The sequence below is a fragment of the Mesorhizobium sp. WSM4884 genome (genome assembly GCF_029625675.1).
GTDB lineage: Bacteria > Pseudomonadota > Alphaproteobacteria > Rhizobiales > Rhizobiaceae > Mesorhizobium.
The window spans coordinates 16,738-37,688 of record NZ_JARTVO010000034.1 but is presented as its reverse complement, the minus strand read 5'-3'; the positions used below and the strand labels follow the sequence as shown (position 1 = coordinate 37,688).

The 20,951-nt window shown below is 64.8% G+C and carries 19 protein-coding genes; 14 read left to right on the top strand and 5 right to left on the bottom strand.

What is annotated here, in order from left to right; all coding sequences use genetic code 11:
- The 4 genes from P9236_RS29645 to P9236_RS29630 form a co-directional block, all read left to right on the top strand.
- Positions 1 to 582, top strand: a 582-nt coding sequence (locus P9236_RS29645) for an ATP-binding cassette domain-containing protein (RefSeq protein ID WP_278078123.1), incomplete at its 5' end; no start/stop codon positions are given.
- 79 nt (positions 583 to 661) lie between these two features.
- Complete coding sequence (gene iolG, locus P9236_RS29640) at positions 662 to 1,654, top strand: inositol 2-dehydrogenase (protein WP_278078122.1); 993 nt, start codon at positions 662 to 664, stop codon at positions 1,652 to 1,654.
- Positions 1,655 to 1,684: 30 nt separating this feature from the next.
- Positions 1,685 to 2,479 (top strand): SDR family oxidoreductase, encoded by a 795-nt coding sequence (locus P9236_RS29635; RefSeq protein WP_278078121.1) that lies wholly within the window; start codon positions 1,685 to 1,687, stop codon positions 2,477 to 2,479.
- Positions 2,480 to 2,690: 211 nt separating this feature from the next.
- Positions 2,691 to 3,782 carry a 3-deoxy-7-phosphoheptulonate synthase gene (locus P9236_RS29630; protein WP_278078120.1) on the top strand — a complete coding sequence of 364 codons (1,092 nt, stop codon included), beginning with the start codon at positions 2,691 to 2,693 and terminating at the stop codon, positions 3,780 to 3,782.
- A 24-nt stretch (positions 3,783 to 3,806) separates the two neighbouring features.
- On the opposite strand, the gene P9236_RS29625 is transcribed toward P9236_RS29630, so the two are convergent.
- A complete protein-coding gene (locus P9236_RS29625) occupies positions 3,807 to 4,442 on the bottom strand; it encodes a LysE family translocator (RefSeq protein WP_278078119.1) in 636 nt (211 codons plus the stop codon).
- 125 nt (positions 4,443 to 4,567) lie between these two features.
- On the opposite strand from P9236_RS29625, the gene P9236_RS29620 reads away from it, so the two are divergent.
- Positions 4,568 to 5,269: a YafY family protein gene (locus tag P9236_RS29620; RefSeq protein ID WP_278078118.1), complete on the top strand. Its 702-nt coding sequence runs from the start codon at positions 4,568 to 4,570 to the stop codon at positions 5,267 to 5,269.
- Between the two features lie 24 nt (positions 5,270 to 5,293).
- Here P9236_RS29620 and P9236_RS29615 read toward each other — a convergent pair whose 3' ends face one another.
- Positions 5,294 to 6,403 (bottom strand): Gfo/Idh/MocA family oxidoreductase, encoded by a 1,110-nt coding sequence (locus P9236_RS29615; protein ID WP_278078117.1) that lies wholly within the window; start codon positions 6,401 to 6,403, stop codon positions 5,294 to 5,296.
- 157 nt (positions 6,404 to 6,560) lie between these two features.
- On the opposite strand from P9236_RS29615, the gene P9236_RS29610 reads away from it, so the two are divergent.
- The 9 genes from P9236_RS29610 to phnN all read left to right on the top strand — a co-directional run bounded on the left by P9236_RS29610 (position 6,561) and on the right by phnN (position 16,597).
- Positions 6,561 to 7,406, top strand: a complete 846-nt coding sequence (locus tag P9236_RS29610; RefSeq protein ID WP_278078116.1) for a MurR/RpiR family transcriptional regulator — start codon at positions 6,561 to 6,563, stop codon at positions 7,404 to 7,406.
- 156 nt (positions 7,407 to 7,562) lie between these two features.
- Positions 7,563 to 9,497, top strand: a complete 1,935-nt coding sequence (gene iolC / locus P9236_RS29605; protein ID WP_278078115.1) for a 5-dehydro-2-deoxygluconokinase — start codon at positions 7,563 to 7,565, stop codon at positions 9,495 to 9,497.
- A gap of 51 nt (positions 9,498 to 9,548) precedes the next feature.
- Complete coding sequence (gene iolD / locus P9236_RS29600) at positions 9,549 to 11,399, top strand: 3D-(3,5/4)-trihydroxycyclohexane-1,2-dione acylhydrolase (decyclizing) (RefSeq protein ID WP_278078114.1); 1,851 nt, start codon at positions 9,549 to 9,551, stop codon at positions 11,397 to 11,399.
- 172 nt (positions 11,400 to 11,571) lie between these two features.
- The gene (iolE, locus tag P9236_RS29595; protein ID WP_278078113.1) at positions 11,572 to 12,486 is read left to right on the top strand and encodes a myo-inosose-2 dehydratase; all 915 of its coding nucleotides are present in this window, start codon (positions 11,572 to 11,574) and stop codon (positions 12,484 to 12,486) included.
- Between the two features lie 64 nt (positions 12,487 to 12,550).
- Entirely contained in the window at positions 12,551 to 12,763 is a 213-nt protein-coding gene (locus P9236_RS29590) for a DUF3329 domain-containing protein (RefSeq protein WP_278078112.1), read from the top strand.
- A 380-nt stretch (positions 12,764 to 13,143) separates the two neighbouring features.
- Complete coding sequence (gene iolB / locus P9236_RS29585; protein WP_278078111.1) at positions 13,144 to 13,956, top strand: 5-deoxy-glucuronate isomerase; 813 nt, start codon at positions 13,144 to 13,146, stop codon at positions 13,954 to 13,956.
- A gap of 146 nt (positions 13,957 to 14,102) precedes the next feature.
- On the top strand, positions 14,103 to 14,810 hold the full coding sequence (locus P9236_RS29580; RefSeq protein WP_278078110.1) for a DUF1045 domain-containing protein: 708 nt from the start codon (positions 14,103 to 14,105) through the stop codon (positions 14,808 to 14,810).
- Between the two features lie 24 nt (positions 14,811 to 14,834).
- Positions 14,835 to 15,974 carry an alpha-D-ribose 1-methylphosphonate 5-triphosphate diphosphatase gene (locus P9236_RS29575; RefSeq protein ID WP_278078109.1) on the top strand — a complete coding sequence of 380 codons (1,140 nt, stop codon included), beginning with the start codon at positions 14,835 to 14,837 and terminating at the stop codon, positions 15,972 to 15,974.
- On the top strand, positions 15,971 to 16,597 hold the full coding sequence (phnN, locus tag P9236_RS29570; RefSeq protein WP_278078108.1) for a phosphonate metabolism protein/1,5-bisphosphokinase (PRPP-forming) PhnN: 627 nt from the start codon (positions 15,971 to 15,973) through the stop codon (positions 16,595 to 16,597). The genes P9236_RS29575 and phnN overlap by 4 nt, the downstream gene beginning before the upstream one ends.
- Positions 16,598 to 16,635: 38 nt before the next feature.
- On the opposite strand, the gene P9236_RS29565 is transcribed toward phnN, so the two are convergent.
- The 3 genes from P9236_RS29565 to P9236_RS29555 form a co-directional block, all read right to left on the bottom strand.
- On the bottom strand, positions 16,636 to 17,631 hold the full coding sequence (locus tag P9236_RS29565) for an ABC transporter permease (RefSeq protein ID WP_278078107.1): 996 nt from the start codon (positions 17,629 to 17,631) through the stop codon (positions 16,636 to 16,638).
- The gene (locus P9236_RS29560; protein ID WP_278078106.1) at positions 17,628 to 19,193 is read right to left on the bottom strand and encodes a sugar ABC transporter ATP-binding protein; all 1,566 of its coding nucleotides are present in this window, start codon (positions 19,191 to 19,193) and stop codon (positions 17,628 to 17,630) included. The genes P9236_RS29565 and P9236_RS29560 overlap by 4 nt, the downstream gene beginning before the upstream one ends.
- A gap of 118 nt (positions 19,194 to 19,311) precedes the next feature.
- Positions 19,312 to 20,274 (bottom strand): sugar-binding protein, encoded by a 963-nt coding sequence (locus tag P9236_RS29555; RefSeq protein ID WP_278078105.1) that lies wholly within the window; start codon positions 20,272 to 20,274, stop codon positions 19,312 to 19,314.
- Between the last annotated feature and the right edge of the window lie 677 nt (positions 20,275 to 20,951).

Here is a 20,951-nt window from a genome sequence, read left to right as displayed (position 1 = left end):
TTCGACGGCAAGGAAGTGAACTTCGCCGGGCCGATCGAGGCGCGCGAGGCGGGCATCGAGACGGTGTTCCAGAACCTGGCTCTGGCCGACGACCTCGACGTGCCGTCGAACCTGTTTCTCGGCCGCGAGAAGGTGCTGTTCAACCTCGGCCCCTTCTCAATCCTCGACCGCAAGGCCATGCGCAAGGCGACCGAGGCGGCGCTGATCCGCACGGCGGTGAAAATCCCCAACCTGTCCAGCACCATCCGCCATATGTCGGGCGGCCAGCGCCAGTGCGTGGCGATCGCCAGGACCGCGACCTTCGCCTCCAAGCTCATCATCATGGACGAGCCGACGGCGGCGCTCGGCGTGCAGGAGACGGCGCAGGTCGAAAACATCATCCGCACGCTCAAGGCAAATGGCGAGCCGCTGATCCTGATCAGCCACAACATGCGCCAGGTCTTCGACCTTTGCGACCGCATCGTCGTCTTCCGGCGCGGCAAGATCGTCGCCAATTTGCGCAAGCAGGACACCGACGGCAACGACATCGTCGCCTACATCACCGGTGCCAAGACCGGACAGGCAGAGCTCCAGGCCGCCTGAGGAGGCGCCACGACGGGATATCAATCATTCCGCGCCGCAAGGCGCGGACAGCTTTCTGAACCACCTCAAAGGACATTCCATGACTCTCCGCTTCGCTCTTCTCGGCGCCGGCCGTATCGGCAAGGTGCATGCCCGCGCCGTTGGTTCCAACCCGCAGGCCAGACTGGTGGCCGTGGCCGATGCCTTCGAGAAAGCGGCGACTGAACTCGCCTCCGCCTACGGCGCCGAGGTGCGCACGATCGATGCCATCGAGCAGGCCAAGGACATCGACGCCGTCATCATCTGCACGCCGACCGATACCCATGCCGATCTCATCGAGCGCTTCGCCAAGGCCGGCAAGGCGATCTTCTGCGAGAAGCCGATCGACCTCGACGTCAAGCGCGTCGAGCAGTGCCTGGCCGTGGTCGAGAAGGCCAACGCCACGCTGATGGTCGGCTTCAACCGCCGCTTCGACCCGCATTTCGCCGCGGTCCGAAAGGCGATCGACGACGGCGCCATCGGCGATGTCGAGATGGTCACCATCACGTCGCGCGATCCGGGCGCGCCGCCGCTCGACTACATCGCCCGCTCCGGCGGCATCTTTCGCGATATGACCATCCACGACTTTGACATGGCGCGCTTCCTGCTCGGCGAGGAGCCGGTGGCCGTCAGCGCCCACGCGTCGGTGCTGGTCGACAAGAAGATCGGCGATGCAGGCGATTTCGACTCGGTCAGCGCCATCCTGGAAACCGCCTCGGGCAAGCAGGCCGTCATCTCCAACTCGCGCCGCGCCACTTATGGCTACGACCAGCGTATCGAGGTGCATGGCTCCAAGGGCATGGTCGCGGCCGAGAACCAGCGTCCGGTGTCGATCGAACTCGCCAACGACAAGGGCTACACGCGCCCGCCGCTGCACGACTTCTTCATGACCCGCTACATCGACGCCTATGCCAACGAGATCGCGGCTTTCATCGCCGCTGCGACCGCGGGCAAGAAGGCCTCGCCGAGCGGCAAGGATGGATTGGTCGCTTTGAAACTAGCCGACGCGGCCTTGCAGTCGGCCAAGACCGGCAAGACTGTCCGCGTCGATTGAACGTTCGAACTCGATTATAGGAGCAGAGCGATGAACGGTTTGGCCGGTCGCAATTCAGAAACGCGCGCCATCGTCACTGGTGGCGCGCAGGGCATCGGCTTCGCTGTCGCGGAGGCGCTCGCCGATGAAGGCTGCCGCGCGCTGGCGCTCATCGGCCGCTCGCAGGAGAAGGGCGACAAGGCGGTAGCCGCGCTCAAGAAGAGCGGCGTCGACGCCATCTTCATCAGCGCCGACGTCGCCAAGGTCGCCGATTGCAAGCGCGCCGTCGCAACGGCGATTGCCCATTTCGGCACGCTAAACGCGCAGGTCAACGCCGCCGCTACCTCGGCGCGCGGCTCGCTGGTCGAGACATCAGAAGAGCTGTTCGACCAGATCTTCGACACCAATGTGCGCGGGCCCTTCTTCCTAATGCAGGGCCTGGTCGCGCATCTTTTGGAGCGCAAGGCGCCAGGCTCGATCGTCAACGTCTTGTCGATGTCGGCGCATGCCGGCCAGTCCTTCCTGACGCCCTATTCCACCAGCAAGGGCGCGCTGATGACGCTGACCAAGAATGTCGCCAGCTCCTATCGGCGCAACCGCATCCGCTGCAACGCAGTGTTGCCCGGCTGGATGGACACCGAGGGCGAAGCGATCGTGCAGAAGAAATGGCACGACGCGCCGGACGACTGGTTGGCGAAGGCCGAGGCCGCGCAGCCGATGGGCCAGTTGGTCAAGCCGGCGCAGCTCGCCCGGCTGATCACCTATATGCTCAGTCCCCAGGCCGGCGTCATGACCGGCTCGCTGGTCGACTACGATCAGAACATAGCCGGTGTGATTGGCGAGTAGCGTCTCCCCAGGTGACAAGCGCCCCGGCATCGACTATATGAGCCGCATGATCCACCTGACCGCCTCGTTTTGGTACTTTTACTACGACAGCTCGCTGGCGGCGGGAGGATTGCGCTCGATCTGAAGATTGCAGCATCTAAATCCGAAAAGCCGCCAGACCTGGCGGCTTTTTCGTTTCAGCCGGCAGGTCTCCTAACCAGGAGCAGAAGCCGTGTTGACCACCACAGACGACCTTCGGGTCAAGGAACTCAAAGTCCTGAGCACGCCGGACGAGGTGATGCGCGAGATACCGCGCTCACTCACGGCGACGCGCACCGTTGCCGCTTCGCGCAACGCCATCCATTCCATCTTGACCGGGGCCGACGATCGACTGGTTGTCATCGTCGGCCCTTGTTCCATCCACGATCCGGTCGCCGCCGTGGACTATGCCAGCCGTCTGGCGGCGCTGCGCGAGGCCCTGGCCGACCGGCTCGAGATCGTCATGCGCGTCTATTTTGAGAAGCCGCGCACCACGGTCGGCTGGAAGGGCCTGATCAACGATCCCGACCTCGACGGCAGCTTCAACATCGACAAGGGGCTGCGCATGGCGCGCAATGTGCTGTCGGCCGTCAACAATCTCGGCCTACCGGCGGCGACCGAATTCCTCGACATGACGACGCCGCAATACATCGCCGACCTCGTCGCATGGGGCGCCATCGGCGCGCGCACGACCGAAAGCCAGATCCATCGCGAGCTGGCCTCGGGCCTCTCCTGCCCGGTCGGCTTCAAGAACGGCACCGACGGCAATTTGAGAATCGCCGGCGAAGCGGTGAAGTCGGCCGCCCAGCCGCATCATTTCATGGCGGTGACCAAGGGCGGCCGCAGCGCGATCGCCGCGACGACCGGCAATGAGGACTGCCATGTCATCCTGCGTGGCGGCGTGGTGCCGAACTACGATGCGGCAAACGTCGATGCCGCCGCCGCGGAGCTTGGCCGTATCGGTGTCGCGCCGCGCCTGATGATCGACGTCAGCCACGCCAACAGCGGCAAGCGGCCGGAGAACCAGCCGAAAGTCGCGCATGACGTGGCCGGCCAGGTCGCGGCAGGCGACGAGCGCATCATCGGCGTCATGATCGAGAGCAATCTCGTCGCCGGCCGTCAGGACGTCGTGCCGGGCAAGCCGCTCACCTACGGGCAGAGCATCACCGATGGCTGCATCGACTGGGCGACCACCGAGACGGTGCTGCACGGCCTCGCCGGCGCCGTCGAATGGCGCCGGTCGGTGAAGCGCGAGATGCTCGCAACCCGGCAGGGCGCTGCCTGAGCGGCGCGTCGGAGAGGGCGGCGATCACGCCGCCCTCAGCCCCTCCCATGCGGTGAATACCGAGACCGCAAACAAAAGCAGCCCGGCCGCGCGCCCGGCAAAAGCGGTCGCTCGCGGATTGTCGACCAGCAGCGCCCGGCTGCGGCCGGCGGTGACGGCGAGCCCGCCATAGATTCCTGCCTGGGTGGCGACCGTCAGCAGCCCCATAACGGTCGCCTGCATCCAGATCGGACCGTAAGCGGACTTGAGGAACTGTGGATAGACGGCAATGATGAACAGGTAGGCTTTCGGGTTGATCAGGCAGGTGACCAACCCTTGCCGAAAAGCCTTCCAGGCGGAGCGGCTGCCGGCAGGCCCATCATCGCCCACGGTGATGGAGCTGCGCATCAGCGAAATCCCGATATAGGCCATATAGGCGGCGCCGACGATCAGCAGCGGCTTGAACAGGATCGGCACGAAATGCATGAGCAGGCCGACGCCGACCGCGCCGTTCAGCGTATGCACCGCGCCGCCCAGCATGATGCCGGCGGTCGCGGCAAGGCCCCGATTGCCGCCGCCGGTCAGCGCGTTGGCCAGCACGAACAGCATGTCCATGCCCGGCACGGCGATGATGCCGAACAGCAGGATGAAGAAAAGCCAGAGGTTTTCGCTATAAGTCATGTCAGTTGCCGGTCGCTCGCCGGCTATGGCGCGAAAGGATTCTGTTGATTTTCAAGCCGGTAGGCGGCCCTATAGATCATCCCAACTGACGGGGGTGTGTCAGTTGCGTTTCGGCCGGTGAGGAAATGCGCAAGGCGTCGCGCCTGTTCGAGATCATCCAGATCCTGCGGCTGGCCCGAAAGCCGGTGACGGCGGCGACGATCGCGGAACAGCTGGAAGTGACGGTGCGCTCGGTCTATCGCGACATAGCCGCGCTTCAGGCGATGCGCGTGCCGATCGAGGGCGGGCGCGGCATCGGCTATATCCTGCGCCCCGGCTTCGATCTGCCGCCGCTGATGTTTTCGACCGAGGAGATGGAGGCGATCGTGCTGTCCCTGGCTCTGCTCGAGCGCACCGGCGATGACGAGCTCAAGCAGGCGGCAAAGCGTGTCGGCGCCAAGATCGCCGGCGCCGTGCCGCCACCCTTGCGCCAGACGCTCGACGCCAACGCCCTGCATGCCTGGGGGTTCGCCGCGCCTTCGGCGCCGACGGTCGATCTTGCCCTGGTGCGCTGCGCCATCCGCGACGAAGAGAAGCTCGATCTTGCCTATCGCGACGAAGCCGGCCGCGACACACAGCGCATCATCCGCCCGATCGCGCTGATCTACTATGCAGAGACCGCCAACATCGTCGCCTGGTGCGAGTTGCGCCAGGCCATCCGCAATTTCCGCAGCGACCGGATCGAGGACTGCCGGCTGGCTGGCCTATGGTTCAAGGGCGAGGGCGACCGCCTGCGGCAGATCTGGGTGGACGGCTGGGAGATCAACGCCTCGGCCGCCGGCAACTGAGTAGACGCCGACCCGTCGGCCTCCTTACCTCACATCCATCCAACGCTGTTCCTGGAAGGAGCGCGCCATGGCGTGCACGGTGCGCTCGATCTCCAGCCCTTCGTCGAAATCGATGACGCGCGCCGGCTTGCCGGCGATCCGCATCAGCAGTTCCCGGCATTCGATCATCTTGAGGTCGTTGAAGCCGAGGCCGTGGCCGGGCGCTGGGAGGAAGGAATCGTATGGCTTGTGGTGCGGCGCCACCAGAATGGTGCGGTAGCCCTGCTCGGTCGGCCGGTCGGCGGTCAGGTAGAGCTGAAACTCGTTCATCCGCTCCTGGTCGTAGAGGATCGAGCCCTTCGAGCCGAAAATCTGGATGGCGATGCGGCCCTTGCGGCCCCAGGCCGATCGGTTGACCAGCAGCGTGCCGGCGACGCCGTTTTCGAGGTGCATCAGCACGCTGGCGATATCGTAGGTCTCGACCGCGCGGCGGCCGCCGGAAGCGAGTTTCCGGTCGGCATAGGGTTTGGCCATGTCGCACATCACGCGGGCAACGCGGCCGAACAACACCTTGATCAGCGACAGCGGATGGACGGCGAAATCGTCGAGCGCGCCATAACCCGAGGCGGCCTCGTGCTTCCAGAAGAACAGCGCCTCCGGGTCGGCCATGAAATCCTCGTCCATCTCGATGCGCACGAGATTGACGTCGCCGATGATCTTTTCGTCGAGCAGCGCGCCGATGTGACGGATTGCCGGGTTCTGGATGTAGTTGTAGCCGAGTACGGCGGCCTGGCCGGATTTCGTTGCCGCCTTCGCCATGGCCTCGGCCTCGGCGAAGCTCGGCGCCATCGGCTTCTCGCACCATAGGTGCTTGCCGGCTTTGAGGATGGCGATCGCCATTTCCGGATGGAACTGGTTAGGCGTGGTCAGCGAGACGACATCGACCTCCGGGTCGTTGATCACGGCGCGCCAATCGCCGGATCCCTTGGCGAAGCCGAACTCGCCGGCCTTGCGCTTTGCGAGCTCGTCATTGACCTCGCCCAGATGCACCAGCTTCGGCTTCTCGACATCGGGAAAGACGGTGCCGACCGCGTTCCAGGCGATGGCGTGGCACTTGCCCATGAAGCCCGTGCCGATGAGGCCCACTCCGACCATTTAGACTGTCTCCACTGAAGAGGGATTCCGTATGGATGAATTAGTCCATTTCACGTGAGAATGGAACGTCCAAATCATTTTTTATGGTGTTCTTGCGCGAACTCGGTATGATGAGGCAGGAGAGGGAACTTTCAATATGGCCGTGGGCGGAGCGACGATGGACGAACGGGTGCCTCGCGATTTCGGGACGTTGCGCGCAACGATCTTGGAGCGGCGCGCGAACTTGCCCAAGCGTATCGCGCAGATCGCCGCCTATGCGCTCGACAATCCCGACGACATCGCCTTCGGCACGGCCGCGAGCATCGCCGCCTCGGCCGGCGTCCAGCCCTCGACGCTGATCCGTTTCGCCCAGCAGCTCGGCTTCGACGGCTTCACCAGCCTGCAGCAGGTTTTTCGCGAGCGCCTGCGCGAGCGCAATTCCTCCTACGATGAAAGGCTTGCGGCGCTGCGCGCCAAGGCCGAGGAAGGCGCCGGCCACCGGGCGATCTTCGACGGCTTCGTCGCCGCCGCCAGCACGTCGCTGAGCGACATTTCGCGCTCGTTGAACGATGCGCATTTCGAAGAGGCGGTCGCGCTCCTGGCGAAAGCCGAAACAATCTACGTGTTGGCCAAGCGCCGCTCCTATCCGGTCGCCTCCTACATCGCCTATGCGCTGGGCAAGCTCAAGATCCGCAATCAGCTGGTGGAATCGGCCGCGGGCCTGAACGCCGAGATGATCGGCTTCGCCACGCCGCGCGACGCCGTTATCGCCATCAGCTTCTCGCCTTACGCGCCCGCAACCATCGAAGAGACGCGCGCGATCGCCGAGCAGGGCGTGCCGATCGTGGCCATCACCGACAGCTCGTTCTCGCCGCTCGCCCAGTTCGCCAAGGTATGGTTCGAAGTTGCCGAGGCCGATTTCGGCGGTTTCCGCTCGATCTCGGCGACGATGGCATTGGCGATGGCGCTGACGGTTGCCGTCGGCGAGAAGCGTCGCGACTCCGGCCGCAAGCGTAAGGGCTGAACGGCCTCGCCCACGGCGTTTTTCCGTCCGGGAATGCTCATTCCATATTGACTATGGATTGGAATTATTATTTCATATTGACGGCGCCACGATGCCGTTCGCGTGTGCTGCCCAAAACGACGCTGCTCTGCACAACAAGGCCGATGGGAGGTTCGAATGGGCGAAGCCGTGGAAGCGAAATATCCGCCGCTCGACGTCATCACGATCGGCCGCGCGTCGGTCGATCTGTACGGCCAGCAGATCGGCTCGCGGCTGGAGGACATCACCTCTTTCGCCAAGTCGGTCGGCGGTTGCCCGGCCAATATTTCCGTCGGCACGGCACGACTCGGCCTGCGCTCGGCGCTGCTCACTCGCGTCGGCGACGAGCAGATGGGCCGCTTCATCCGCGAGCAGCTCGGGCGTGAGGGCGTCTCGGTCGACGGCTTGAAAACCGACAGGGAACGGCTGACCGCGCTGGTGCTGCTGTCCGTCGAGGACGAAGGCGTCTCGCCGATGATCTTCTATCGTTCCGATTGCGCCGACATGGCGCTCGCGGAAGAAGACATAGACGAGGCTTTCATCGCGTCGGCCCGGGCCGTCGTCGTCACCGGCACGCATTTCTCCCGCCCCAATACCGATGCCGCCCAGCGCAAGGCGATCCGCCTCATGAAGGCCAAGGGCGGCAAGGTTGTCTTCGACATCGACTATCGCCCGAACCTCTGGGGGCTCGCCGGCCATGCCGAAGGCTTTGAGCGCTACGTCAAGTCGGACCGCGTCTCGGCGCAGCTGAAGACGGTGCTGCCCGATTGCGATCTCATCGTCGGCACCGAGGAGGAGATCATGATCGCCTCCGGCGCCGACGATTGCCTGAGCGCGCTGAAGACGATTCGTTCTCTGTCGTCCGCTACCATCGTCTTGAAGCGCGGCGCCAAGGGCTGCATCGTCTATGACGGGCCGATCAGCGACGACCTCGAGGACGGCATCGTCGGCAAGGGCTTTCCGATCGAAATCTACAACGTGCTCGGCGCCGGCGACGCCTTCATGTCGGGCTTCCTGCGCGGCTGGCTCGGCGGCGAAAGCTTTGCCACCGCGGCGACCTGGGCCAATGCCTGCGGCGCCTTCGCCGTGTCGCGCCTGCTCTGCGCGCCGGAATATCCGACCTTCGAAGAGCTGCAGTTCTTCTTGAAGAACGGCAGCAAGCATCTGGCGCTGCGCAAGGACGAGGCGATCAACCACATCCATTGGGCCACCACGCGCCGGCGCGACCTCCCTTCGCTGATGGCGCTTGCCTGCGATCATCGCGTCCAGCTGGAAGACGTCGCGGCAAAAGTCGGCGCCGACGCCTCGCGCATCCCGGATTTCAAGGTGCTGACCGTCAAGGCGGCCGCGAAGGTCGCCGCCGGGCGCGACGGCTACGGCATGCTGATCGACGAGAAATATGGTCGCGACGCCATGTTCGAATTCGCCCGCCATCCCTTTGCCTGGCTCGGCCGTCCGGTCGAGCTGCCGGGCTCGCGGCCGCTGCGCTTCGAGTTCTCGCAGGACATCGGCTCGCAGCTCACCGAATGGCCGGTCGATCACTGCATCAAATGCCTGTGCTTCTATCACCCGGATGATCCCGAGGCGCTGAAGAGGGAGCAGCAGCAGAAGCTGCGGGCCCTGTTCGAAGCGGCGCGGAAAGTCGGGCGCGAGTTGCTGGTCGAGATCATCGCCGGCAAGCACGGCAAGCTGGACGACGCCACCATTCCGCGCGCGCTGGAGGAGCTTTACGCGCTGGGCATCAAGCCCGATTGGTGGAAGCTAGAGCCGCAGGCTTCGGCAAGCGCCTGGGCGAAGATCGAGGCGGTAATCGTCAAGAACGATCCATGGTGTCGGGGTGTCGTGCTGCTCGGCCTGGAAGCGCCGCAGAATGAGCTGGTCGCCGCCTTCGCCGCCACCGCCAATGCGCCGATCGTCAAGGGATTTGCCGTCGGTCGCACCATCTTCATCAACGCCGCCGAACAATGGCTGGCAGGCAAGATGTCGGATGACGAGGCTATCGCCGACATGGCTTCGCGTTTCGAGCAGCTGACCGAAGCATGGCTTGCCGCGCGCGGCCGTAAAGCAGCATAAGAAGGCGGCAGCATAACAAGACGGCACAAGGAAAGCCGGAGGAAACGACCAATGAGCAAGACCGTTCGCCTGACGATGGCGCAGGCGCTGACCCGCTTTCTGTCGCGACAGATGACCGAGATCGACGGCAAGAAGGTGCCGATCTTCGGCGGCGTCTGGGCGATCTTCGGCCATGGCAATGTCGCCGGCGTCGGCGAGGCGCTCTATCAGGTGCGCGACGAACTGCCGACCTTCCGCGCCCATAACGAACAGGCGATGGCGCATGCGGCGATTGCCTATGGCAAGGCGAATTTCCGCCGCCGTTTCATGGCCGCGACCACCTCGATCGGCCCGGGCGCGCTCAACATGGTGACGGCGGCGGCGCTCGCCCACGTCAACCGGCTGCCGGTGCTTTTGCTGCCTGGCGATGTCTTCGCCAACCGCTTGCCCGATCCGGTGCTGCAGCAGGCCGAGGATTTCTCCGACGGCACGGCGAGCGTCAACGACTGCTTCCGCCCCGTCTCGCGCTATTTCGACCGCATCACGCGGCCGGAGCAGATCATCCCGGCGCTGAACCGCGCCATGCAGGTGCTGACCGATCCGGCCGAATGCGGCCCGGTTACGCTCTCGCTCTGCCAGGACGTGCAGGCAGAAGCCTATGATTATCCGGAAAGCCTGTTTGCCGAGCGCGTGTGGACGCCGCGCCGGGCGCGGCCGGATCGCGACGAGCTCGCGACCGCCGTCGCGGCGCTGAAGGGCGCGAAGAAGCCGCTGGTGATCGCCGGCGGCGGCGTTCTCTATTCGCAGGCCTCCAGCGAACTGGCCAAGCTGGTGCAGGGCGCCGGCATTCCGGTCTGCGAGACGCAAGGCGGCAAGTCCTCGCTCCCCGATGATCATCCGCTCAACATGGCGGCCGTCGGCGTCACCGGCACTTCCGCCGCCAACCGGCTGGCGGAAGAGGCGGATGTCGTGCTTGCGGTCGGCACCAGGCTGCAGGATTTCACCACCGGCTCCTGGGCGCTGTTCAAGAATGCCGGCCGCACCATCATCGGGCTGAACACACAAGCTTTCGACGCCGGCAAGCATTGGGCGCTGCCGCTGGTCGCCGACGCGGCCGAAGGGCTGGCCGAGCTCAGCGCCGCGCTGAAGGGCTGGAAGGCGCCGAACGCCTGGACCGACAATGCGCTGAAGGGCAAGACGGAATGGCAGGCTGCGGCCGCCAAGGTGACGGCTTCGACCAATGCCGCCTATCCGTCAGATGCGCAGGTCATTGGCGCCGTGCAGCGCGCCATGGGCTCGGGCGTCACCTTGCTGCACGCGGCAGGCGGTCTGCCCGGCGAGTTGCACAAGCTCTGGCAGGCGGGAGCCCCGGGCTCCTATCACGCCGAATACGGCTTCTCGACCATGGGCTACGAGATCGCCGGCGGTCTCGGTGTCAAGATGGCCAAGCCCGACCACGAGGTCGTCGTCATGGTCGGCGACGGCTCTTATCTGATGCTCAACTCCGAGATCGCCACTTCGGTGATGCTCGGTCTGAAGCTCACTATCGTGCTGCTCGACAACCGCGGCTATGGCTGCATCAACCGGCTGCAGATGGCGACCGGCGGCGCCAACTTCAACAATCTGCTCAAGGACGCCCGCCACGAGGTGATGCCCGATGTCGACTTCGCGGCCCATGCCGCGAGCCTCGGCGCCGTCGCCGAGAAGGTGGCGTCGATCGCCGAGCTGGAGACGGCGCTCGCCAAGGCGAAGGGCAACGACAAGACCACGGTGCTGGTCATCGACACCGATCCGCTGGTGTCGACCGAGGCCGGCGGCCATTGGTGGGACGTCGCCGTGCCGGAAGTCTCGTCGCGGCCCCAGGTTAATGCGGCGCGCAAGGCGTATGAGGACAAAAAGCAGATGCAGAGTGCAGGTGATTGACGCTGGCGCTGCCCCTCACCCTTACCCTCTCCCCGTGAAGAACGGGGAGAGGGGTCGCCAGCGCTGGAGCTTGTCCCTTCTCCCCGTGCTTCACGGGGAGAAGGTGCCGGCAGGCGGATGAGGGGCAGCGCCGACGAGCGAAAATGGACCGATCAGAACTTGGAGTGACGACTTGAAAGCCAAACTGGGCATGTCCCCCATCGCGTGGTGGAACGACGATCTCGTGGAATTGAGCGATGACGTGTCGCTGGAGGAGTGTCTGCGCCAGTCGCGCTCGGCCGGCTTCACCGGCATGGAGATGGGCCGCCGCTTCCCCAACGATCCGAAGGTGATGCTGCCGATCCTGAAGGAGGCCGACGTCACGCTTTGCGGCGGCTGGTTCTCCGGCACGCTGGTCAATGAGGATCTGGCCAAGAACAAGGATCGCATCCAGCCGATGATCGACCTTTTCAAGGCGGTCAATGCGCCCTGTATCGTCTATGGCGAGGTCGGCCGCTCCATCCAGGGCGACCGCTCCAAGCCTTTGGCCACCAAGCCGAAGCTCGCCGACGACGAGATGAAGGCCTATGGCCGCCGCGTCACCGAGTTCGGCGAATGGTGCGCCGACCAGGGCATGCCGCTCTCCTACCACCACCACATGGCGGCGGTGGTCGAGACCGAGCCGGAGCTCGACGCCTTCATGCGCAATTCCGGCGAAGGCATTCCGCTTTTGCTCGATGCCGGCCATCTCGCCTTTGCCGGCGGCGACGTGCTGCGCGCCATCGACAACCACCACAAGCGCATCAACCACGTACATGTGAAGGACGTGCGCATGGGCGTGATCGACGGGCTCGACCGCACGAAGCAGTCCTTCCTCGACGCCGTGGCGCTGGGCGCCTTTACCGTGCCGGGCGACGGCTCGCTCGATTTCGGCGCCATCGTGCAGAAGTTCGCCGACTACGGCTACGAAGGCTGGTTCGTGGTCGAGGCGGAGCAGGATCCGAAGAAGAACCCGCCGCTCAGGATGGCTGAGGTCGGCCACAAGGAACTGATGCGGGTGATGACGGCCGCCGGCTATACGGTGGAGACGCAAGGCTTCCCGGCCTAAACGGTGGATTTGCCAGGGCGCGCGGTTTATCCGTTGCGCTTTGGGCAAATCCTGGATTGGCGCGATGAAAGACTATGAGCACCCCTTCTTCCGACCGCTGTGGCGACGCATCGCCGTCGTCGCCGTCTGCCTGGTCTGGTCGGTGATCGAGTTCGCTTCCGGCACGCCGTTCTGGGGCGTCATCGCGCTCGGCTTCGCCGGTTACGCGGTATGGCAGTTCTTCTACCTCTACAAGCCGGTCGAGGAGGACAAGCCTCCGGCCGAGTCGAAGGAATGAAGCGGTCGGTGGACTGGAGGTTCTTGTGTATTGGATGCTGCGTCGTGACGGATCGTTTGCGTTGGCAATTGGCCGGAACGCCCCTCGCTTCGTCATCCTAGGGCGGAGCAAGGAGCGTAGCGACGCAGCGCAGACCCTAGGATCCATGCCGTGACTTTGAAGGTAGTTGTAAAGGTGCAGAATTCTGCTCCGGTGCGCCCTTCGGCTAAGGTAACGGCATGGATCCTAGGGTCTCCGCGACGGAGCTTCGCTCCTGCTTCGCCCTAGGATGACGAAGTTGAGAGGGATCCGGCCAATCTCCGAGGTTCGCGATCGAACAAGTGAATCCTGGCTGCGGGCGGATCTGAAAGTCAAAGCGTCGAGGAATTGGGAGAGACAAAATGTCGAAACTGCTCGTCAAGGCCGACAAGGGCCACGGCCACGTCGCTCACGTTACCCCGCAAAGCGCCGGCTGGACTTATGTCGGTTTCGATCTTCATCGGCTGCGGCCGGGCGAGACCGCGTCCGGCAAGACGGGCGAGCGCGAAGTCTGCCTGGTTTTCGTCACCGGCAAGGGCAAGGTCTCGGCCGACGGCAAGGAGCTCGGCCTGCTCGGCGAGCGCATGTCGCCGTTCGAAGGCAAGCCCTGGTCGGTCTATGTGCCGCAAGGCTCCGACTGGTCGGTGATTGCCGACACCGAGCTGGAGCTCGCCGTCTGCTCGGCGCCCGGCCTCGGCGGTGGCCTGCCGGCCCGTGTCATTTCGCCCGACGATCTCGGCCAGGAGGTGCGCGGCAAGGGCACCAACACGCGCTACGTCACCAATATCCTGCCCGAGGGCAAGCCGGCCGACTCGCTGCTGGTGGTCGAGGTCATCACACCCGGCGGCCACACCTCCAGCTACCCGCCGCACAAGCACGACCGGGACAATCTCCCAGCGGAATCCTATCTGGAGGAGACCTACTATCACCGCCTCAACCCGCCGCAGGGCTTCGCCTTCCAGCGCGTCTATACCGATGCCGACAGGAACGGCGTGCGCGACCTGGACGAGGCGATGGCGATAGAGGACGGCGATGTCGTGCTGGTGCCCAGGGGCTACCACCCCTGCGCGGCCTGCCACGGCTATGACCTCTACTATCTCAACGTCATGGCCGGCCCGAAGCGGACGTGGAAATTCCACAACGCGACCGAGCATGAGTGGCTGATGAAGGCCTGAGATTTTCATCGCGCTCAACCTGTTGGTCCAGTTCGGGAAAATCGTCGGCTAAGGACCGTCAGGGGCTGTCTGCCTTCGAAAACCCATGAAAGCTTCGTCAATCCGTCATGGAAATCACCTATGGCGGGGTCTGACGAGGTTCTTTCATGCGCTACGCCATCTATTTCACACCACGGCAGGACGAGCCGCTGGCGCGCATCGCCGCCAATTGGCTTGGCCGCGACCCTTTCGGCACGGCGACGCGGCCGGTCGAGGCGGTGGCCGACCTGTCGGCGGCGGAGGTTGCCTTTCACACGGCTTCGGCCAGGCGCTACGGCTTCCATGCGACGCTGAAGGCGCCGTTTCGGCTGGCGCCGAACGAGACCGAAACCTCGCTGCGCGCTGCGCTCGACGATTTCGCCGAGGCGACGCCGCCGGTCGTCATTCCGCGTCTTGTCGTCGGTCAGATCGACGGCTTTTTCGCCTTGGTGCCGGAAGCGCCGTTCGACCCTCTCAACAGCTTCGCCGGCGAGGTTGTGCGCGCTTTCGACCGTTTCCGCGCACCGCTGACCGAAGCCGAGATCGAGCGCCGCAGCCCCGACTCGCTGAAGCCGGACGAGTTCCGCAACCTCTGCCAGTGGGGTTATCCTTATGTTTTCGAGACTTTCCGCTTCCACATGACGCTGTCCGGTCGCGTCGGGTCACAGGAAAGCCCACGTCTTCGTGCAGCAATCGACAGTCTGTTCGCGGACGTGCTGCAGCACTCGGTGCCGGTGGACGGGCTGGCGCTTTTCGTCGAGACCGAACCGGGCGCCCCTTTCATGGTGCTCTCCCACCATGCGCTTGGCCGCCGCCCGGCCAGAAAAACCGCCTGATACCGAGACTAAGGATCGCCTGAAATGACCGCCGAAACCGTCCTCACCAATGCCCGCATCGTGCTGCCCGACGAGATCGTCGAGGGCTCGCTGCTGCTGCGCGATGGCCAGATCGCCGCGATCGAGCCGGGCGCCGCCCGCGCCGGCGACGACATGGGCGGCGACTACATCATCCCGGGTCTCGTCGAGCTGCACACCGACCATCTCGAAGGCCACTATGCGCCGCGCCCGAAAGTGCGCTGGAACCCGATCGCCGCCGTGCTCGCCCATGACGCGCAGGTGGCGACCGCCGGCATCACCACCGTGCTCGATGCTCTGCGCGTCGGCATGGACGAGGACGCTGACCTGAAGTCCGACGACGTCCGCAGCCTCGCCGACGCGATCGAGGACAGCGTGCGCCAGGATCGGCTCAGGGCCGACCATTTCATCCATCTGCGCTGCGAGGTCTCGGCGCCGGACTGTCTCGAGGCCTTCGCCAATTTCGAGACCGACGACAGGGTCAAGCTCGCCTCGCTGATGGACCATGCGCCGGGCCAGCGCCAGTTCGTCAATCTCGAAACCTATGCCTATTACTACCAGCGCAAGCTGAAGCTGACCGACCGCGATTTCCAGAAATTCTGCGAGAAGCGGATGGCGGAATCGGCCATGAATTCCGGTCCCAACCGCCTCTTCATCTCCGCCGCCTGCCACGAGCGCGGCATCGTCCTCGCCAGCCATGACGATGCGACGGCCAGCCATGTCGACGAGGCGATTGCGCAGGGCGTGCGCGTTGCCGAGTTCCCGACCACCGAGGAGGCGGCAAGAGCCTCGAAGGCTGCCGGCCTCGGCGTGTTGATGGGTGCCCCCAATGTCATGCGCGGCTCCTCGCATTCCGGCAATGTGTCAGCGCGCGCGCTTGCCGGCGACGGTTTGCTCGACATCCTGTCGTCCGACTACATCCCCTTCAGCTTGATCCAGTCGGCCTTCTTCCTCGGCGATGTCGTCGAGGGCATCTCGCTGCCGCAAGCGGTTGCGATGGTGTCGAAGAATCCGGCCGAGGCGGTCGGCCTCGCCGATCGCGGCGCCATCGAACCCGGCCGGCGGGCCGACCTGGTGCGCGTGCGCGTCGACGAGCACGTGCCGGTCGTGCGCACCGTGTGGCGCCAAGGCAAGCGTGTCGCATGATGGTCTCGGCGTCGATCGAGCGCGAGCTCACCGAAACGCTTCCCATCCGCAATGGCGTCTTCGTCGCGGTCGTCGGCCCGAGCGGCGCCGGCAAGGACACGCTGATCGGCTACGCCAAGGCGCATTTTGCCGGCGAGACGCGACTGGAATTCGTACGCCGGGTCATCACCCGGCCGAGCGATTCGGCGAGCGAGGACCACGACACGCTGGCCGATGCCGCCTTCGCCGAGGCGGAGGCCGACGGCGCCTTCGCCATCTGCTGGGACGCGCATGGCCTGCGCTATGGCCTGCCGGCCGATGTCGACTGGGCGGTCGCCAACGGCCACGTGGCCGTGGCGAATGTCTCCCGCGCGGTCATCCCGGCGCTGCGCGAGCGCTACGCCAATCTGGCCGTTGTCGAGATCACCGCCTCGCCGGAAATCCTCGCCGAACGTCTGGCGGCGCGCGGCCGTGAATCGCGCGGCGAGGTGCTCGCCCGCCTGGCGCGCAGCACGAGCGTGACGCTGTCCGGCCCGGACGTCACCTCGATCGACAACAGCGGCGCCAGGGAAATCGCAGGCGAACGTTTCGCCGAGGTGCTGCGCAAGGCGATGGCGTTCTCGGACCTTTCGGACATGATCTAGCGCCTTTCCCTTCTCCCACAAGGGGAGAAGGAGAGGCGCTACTCCGCCGGCGCGCCGGCGACGTTCCGGCGCGTCGCCTCCATCATCCGGCGCCGGGCTCGGAAGACGCCCCATTGCTGGTCGACCAGCACGCCGATCAGGATCACCCCGCCCATCACCGCGAAGTTGAGCGAGGAAGGGATGCCGAGCAGGTTGACCAGGTTCTGCAATTCCTGGAGCAGCACGGTGCCGAGGATGACGCCCACCAGCGAGCCCTCGCCGCCGCGCAGCGAGAAGCCGCCGAGCACCGCGGCGGCGATGGCGTAGAGTTCATAGAACTGGCCATGGCTCGCGGGCGAGATCGAGCGCGTATACATGGCGAAGTAGATCGCCGACAGCGCCGTCAGCACGCCGCAGATGACATAGGCCGCGATCACGACGCGGCCGGTGCGGATGCCCGAATATTTCGCTGCTTCCTCGTTCTTGCCGATGGCGTAGAGATAGCGCCCGAACACCGAGCGGTGCAGCACCACCCACATGACGACGGCGATCACGATCAGCGCGATGAAGGAGTTCGGCAGCCCGCCTGAGCGGCCGGCGGTGAGGAATTCCAGATCCGGGAAATTCTGGCCGAAGGCGAAGCCCGCCGTGCCGTCGGCGGTGTAGAAACGGGCGACGCCGCGGTAGATCAGCAGGCCGCAAAGCGTCACCACGAAAGGCTGCATCTTGAGCCGCGTGATCAGCCAGCCATGCACGAAGCCGATGATGGCGCCGAGCAGGATGATCAGCACGAAGGCCAGCGGCCAGTCCATCTCGCGCACCGCGATGAAGTCGATGAACAGAGTGCCGAGAAGCGCGATCAGCGAACCGACCGAAAGCTCGATGCCGCCGGTGATGATGACGAAGGCCTGGCCGATCGAAAGGATGCCGAACAGCGCGACGAGGTTCGACGTGTTGGCGAGATTGATCGTCGACAGGAAGCGCGGGTTGATGGCGGTCACCACCGCGCCGACCACCAGGATCAGCACCAGCAGCCCGAGATCTTTCTTGCTCATTGCGCTCCTCCAGCGGCATGCGCCAGCCTTGGCTTCTTGCCGACAGCCAGCAAAAGCACGTTCTCCTGGCTGAAATCGTCCCGGTCGAGAATGCCGGAGATCTGCCCCTCATGCATGACCGCGATGCGGTCCGAGACACCGATCACCTCTTCCATGTCGCTGGAGATCATCAGCACCGCGACACCGGCGTCGGCAAGCGACCGCATCAGCCCGTAGATTTCCGCCTTGGCGCCGATATCGATGCCGCGCGTCGGCTCGTCGAGGATCATCACCTTCGGGTTCATCGCCAGCCATTTGGCCAAAACCACTTTCTGCTGGTTGCCGCCCGAAAGCGTGCCGGTGCGGGTCAGGACAGACGGCGCCTTGATGCCGAGATCCTTCTTCTGCTTCTCGGCGGTGGCGAGCTCGGCGCTGGCCGAGACCAGCGAGCGCTTCGCATGCGCCGGCAGATTGGGCAGAGAGATGTTCTGCGCGATCGAGAGGTCGAGCAGGATGCCGGTCAGCTTGCGGTCCTCCGGCACGAGGAAGATGCCGCTTGCCACCGCGTCGGCGGCCGATCCGACATTGAGCGCCTTGCCGTCCAGCGCGACGCTGCCGCCGAGCCGCTCGTCGATGCCGAACAGAACGCGCGCCAGCTCCGTTCGGCCAGAGCCGACCAGGCCGGCAAGGCCGAGGATTTCGCCGCGCCTCAGCTCCAGGCTGACCGGGTGGTCCGGATAGGCGCTGGTGCGCACAGCGCTTGCCGAGAGCGCGACGCCGCCCGGAGCGCGCCCCGCTTCGGCGGCCTTCTCGCGCTCCTTCAGCATGCGCCCTATCATCAGCTTGACCATCTGGTCGTGGTTGATCTCGCTCTTGGGCAGCGTGCCGGCCAGCATGCCGTCGCGCAGCACCACGACGCGGTCGGCGACGCGCTCGACCTCGTGCAGGCGGTGCGAGATGAAGATGACGCTGATGCCTTCCGCCCGCAGCCCCTTGATGACGTCGAGCAGCTTTTCGGTCTCGGCGATCGGCAGGCTGGAGGTCGGCTCGTCGAGGATCACCAGCCGCGCCTTGATCGACAGCGCCTTGGCGATCTCGACCATCTGCTGCTGGGCCAGCGACAGCGAGGCGACCGGCGCGTCGGCCGAGAAATTGGCGCCGACGCGCTTCAAGAGCGGTGCCACCATCTCGCGCAGCCTGGCGCGGTCGACCAGCCTCAGCGGCCCGGCCTTCAGCGGCTCGCGGCCGAAGAAGATATTGGCGGCGACGTCGAGGTTTTCGAACAGGTTGAGCTCCTGATGCACGAAGGCGATGCCGGAGCCGATGCTGGCTTCCACGGTCAAGCCGTCATGCGCGACGCCGTCGACGGTGACGGTGCCGCTGTCAGGCCGCGTCACGCCGCCGAGGATCTTCATCAGCGTGGATTTGCCGGCGCCGTTCTCGCCGACGAGGCCGATCACCTCGCCCGGCCTGACTTCCATGGAGAACCCGTCCAGCGCCACGACACCCGGATAGGTCTTGCGCACGGCCTCGAGGCTCAGGAACGGAGCGGACTGAACGATGGATGGGTCGGAATAGTTCATCACGCCATAGTTCATCGAGCTTGGCAGCGGCCGGTGGACAGACTGACGGGCCTTGGCAGGCCCGTCAATACGGACGCCGGCTCAAGCCGAAACTCGAGCCGGCGCAACTGTGCATCGATTACTTGCCGGCCATCGCCTTCAGGTTGGCGGCATAGGCGTCGACATCGTCCTTGCCGATGATCTTGGTCGGCACGATGATCAGGCCATTGGCCGGAATGCCCGACTTGTCGCCCTTGAGGTAGGAAGCCATCAGCTTCATGCCCTGATAGGCCCATTCGAAGGGCTGCTGCACCACCGTCGCGGCGACGGTGCCTTCCTTGACGCCACCCAGCGTGATCGGATCGTCGTCGAAGCCGACGACGGTGATCTGGCCGAGCTTGCCGGCGTCGCGCAGCGCTTCATAGATGCGCGGCGTGTTGTAGGAGTAGAAGCCGACCATGCAGGTGATGTCGGGGCTGGCGACCAGCGCGTCCTCGACATTCTTCTTGGCGCGCGCCTGGTCGATGTCGTCGCCGCGGACGTCGACCAGCTCGATCTTGCTGCCGGCGAGCCCGTCCTTCATGCCCTGGATGCGCTCCTTGGCGTTGTCGGCGCCGAGCAGGCCGACGAAGCCCAGGCACTTGCCGCCGTTCGGCATCGCCTTCTTGGCGATCTCGGCCGCCTGCTTGCCGGCGTCGACATTGGACGAGCCGATATAGGCGACGCGCTTGGTCTGCGGGGCGTCGCTGTCGGTGGTGAACAGCGCCGTCTCGGACGCGATCTTGTTCAGCCCGTCGGTCGAGGTCTTGGGGTCGACCGCCGACACCATGATGCCCTTGACGCCGGCCGTCACCAGATCGTCCATCAGGCGCTGCTGGATGGCGACAGACGACTGCTCCGGATATTTGAGCTCGAGATTGTAGTCGGGCAATTCGCCCTGCGCCTTCTTCACGCCGGCTTCCGCCGCCTTCCAGAAGTCTGACGCGCCGTTGACGACGAAGGCCAGCGTCGGCTTGTCGTCGGCGCGCACGGCTGCGCTCGCCGTCAGGCCGATAGCCAAGGCTGCCGCCGCTACGGATGCGTTACGTATCATGGATTTCATGGTTCAACCTCCCTTTTGAAACTCATCGCTGATGTCTCGGCTGCGGCCTGGACGCCCTCCTCCTCAAGGGGCTTGCCCAAGGTCTGGCAACTTTGGAACGGCGCCTCTCCAACCGCGACCAAGACACTAGACACAGATTTCGCGTTCGTAAATAGTCCGATTTGTCTGACATTTTCGTGAGAGCAAGGCAGCCCTCTTCCGGCGGCCAGCCGATCATCCGACACGCGCTCCTCCCACTTTGCCGCTGCCGGCCGGGAGCCTTCCGGTCCGATCGCGGCGAGTTGACAGTAAAACGCTTACGGCTATTAGTAAAGACTATTAGTACGCCATCAAAGGGCACCGGCCGCGGAGGAGATCGTCGGCTGGGGCGCTCAGCGAAGAGAGGAGAGCGGCGGCGGAAACACTCCGCCGTTAGCGCAATTCCAGGAAAAGGATGTAACGGTTTTCCGTTCGGAATTGCGTCAAACAAAGAAACAGAGCGGTTCGCCGTTTCCGTGAAACGGGGAAACGCTCCAATGCGGGTATGCGCGGAAAATAGCCGGGGCATCCGATGTCGAACGCCTATTTTTCGTTGACAGGCGGCGCAGCTGGCGAGGAAGATGGCGTATTGATAATAGTTATAAATCACGCGCGTTTTCCGATAAATGCGCTGACCTCGATCATCTTGCCGCTATCGC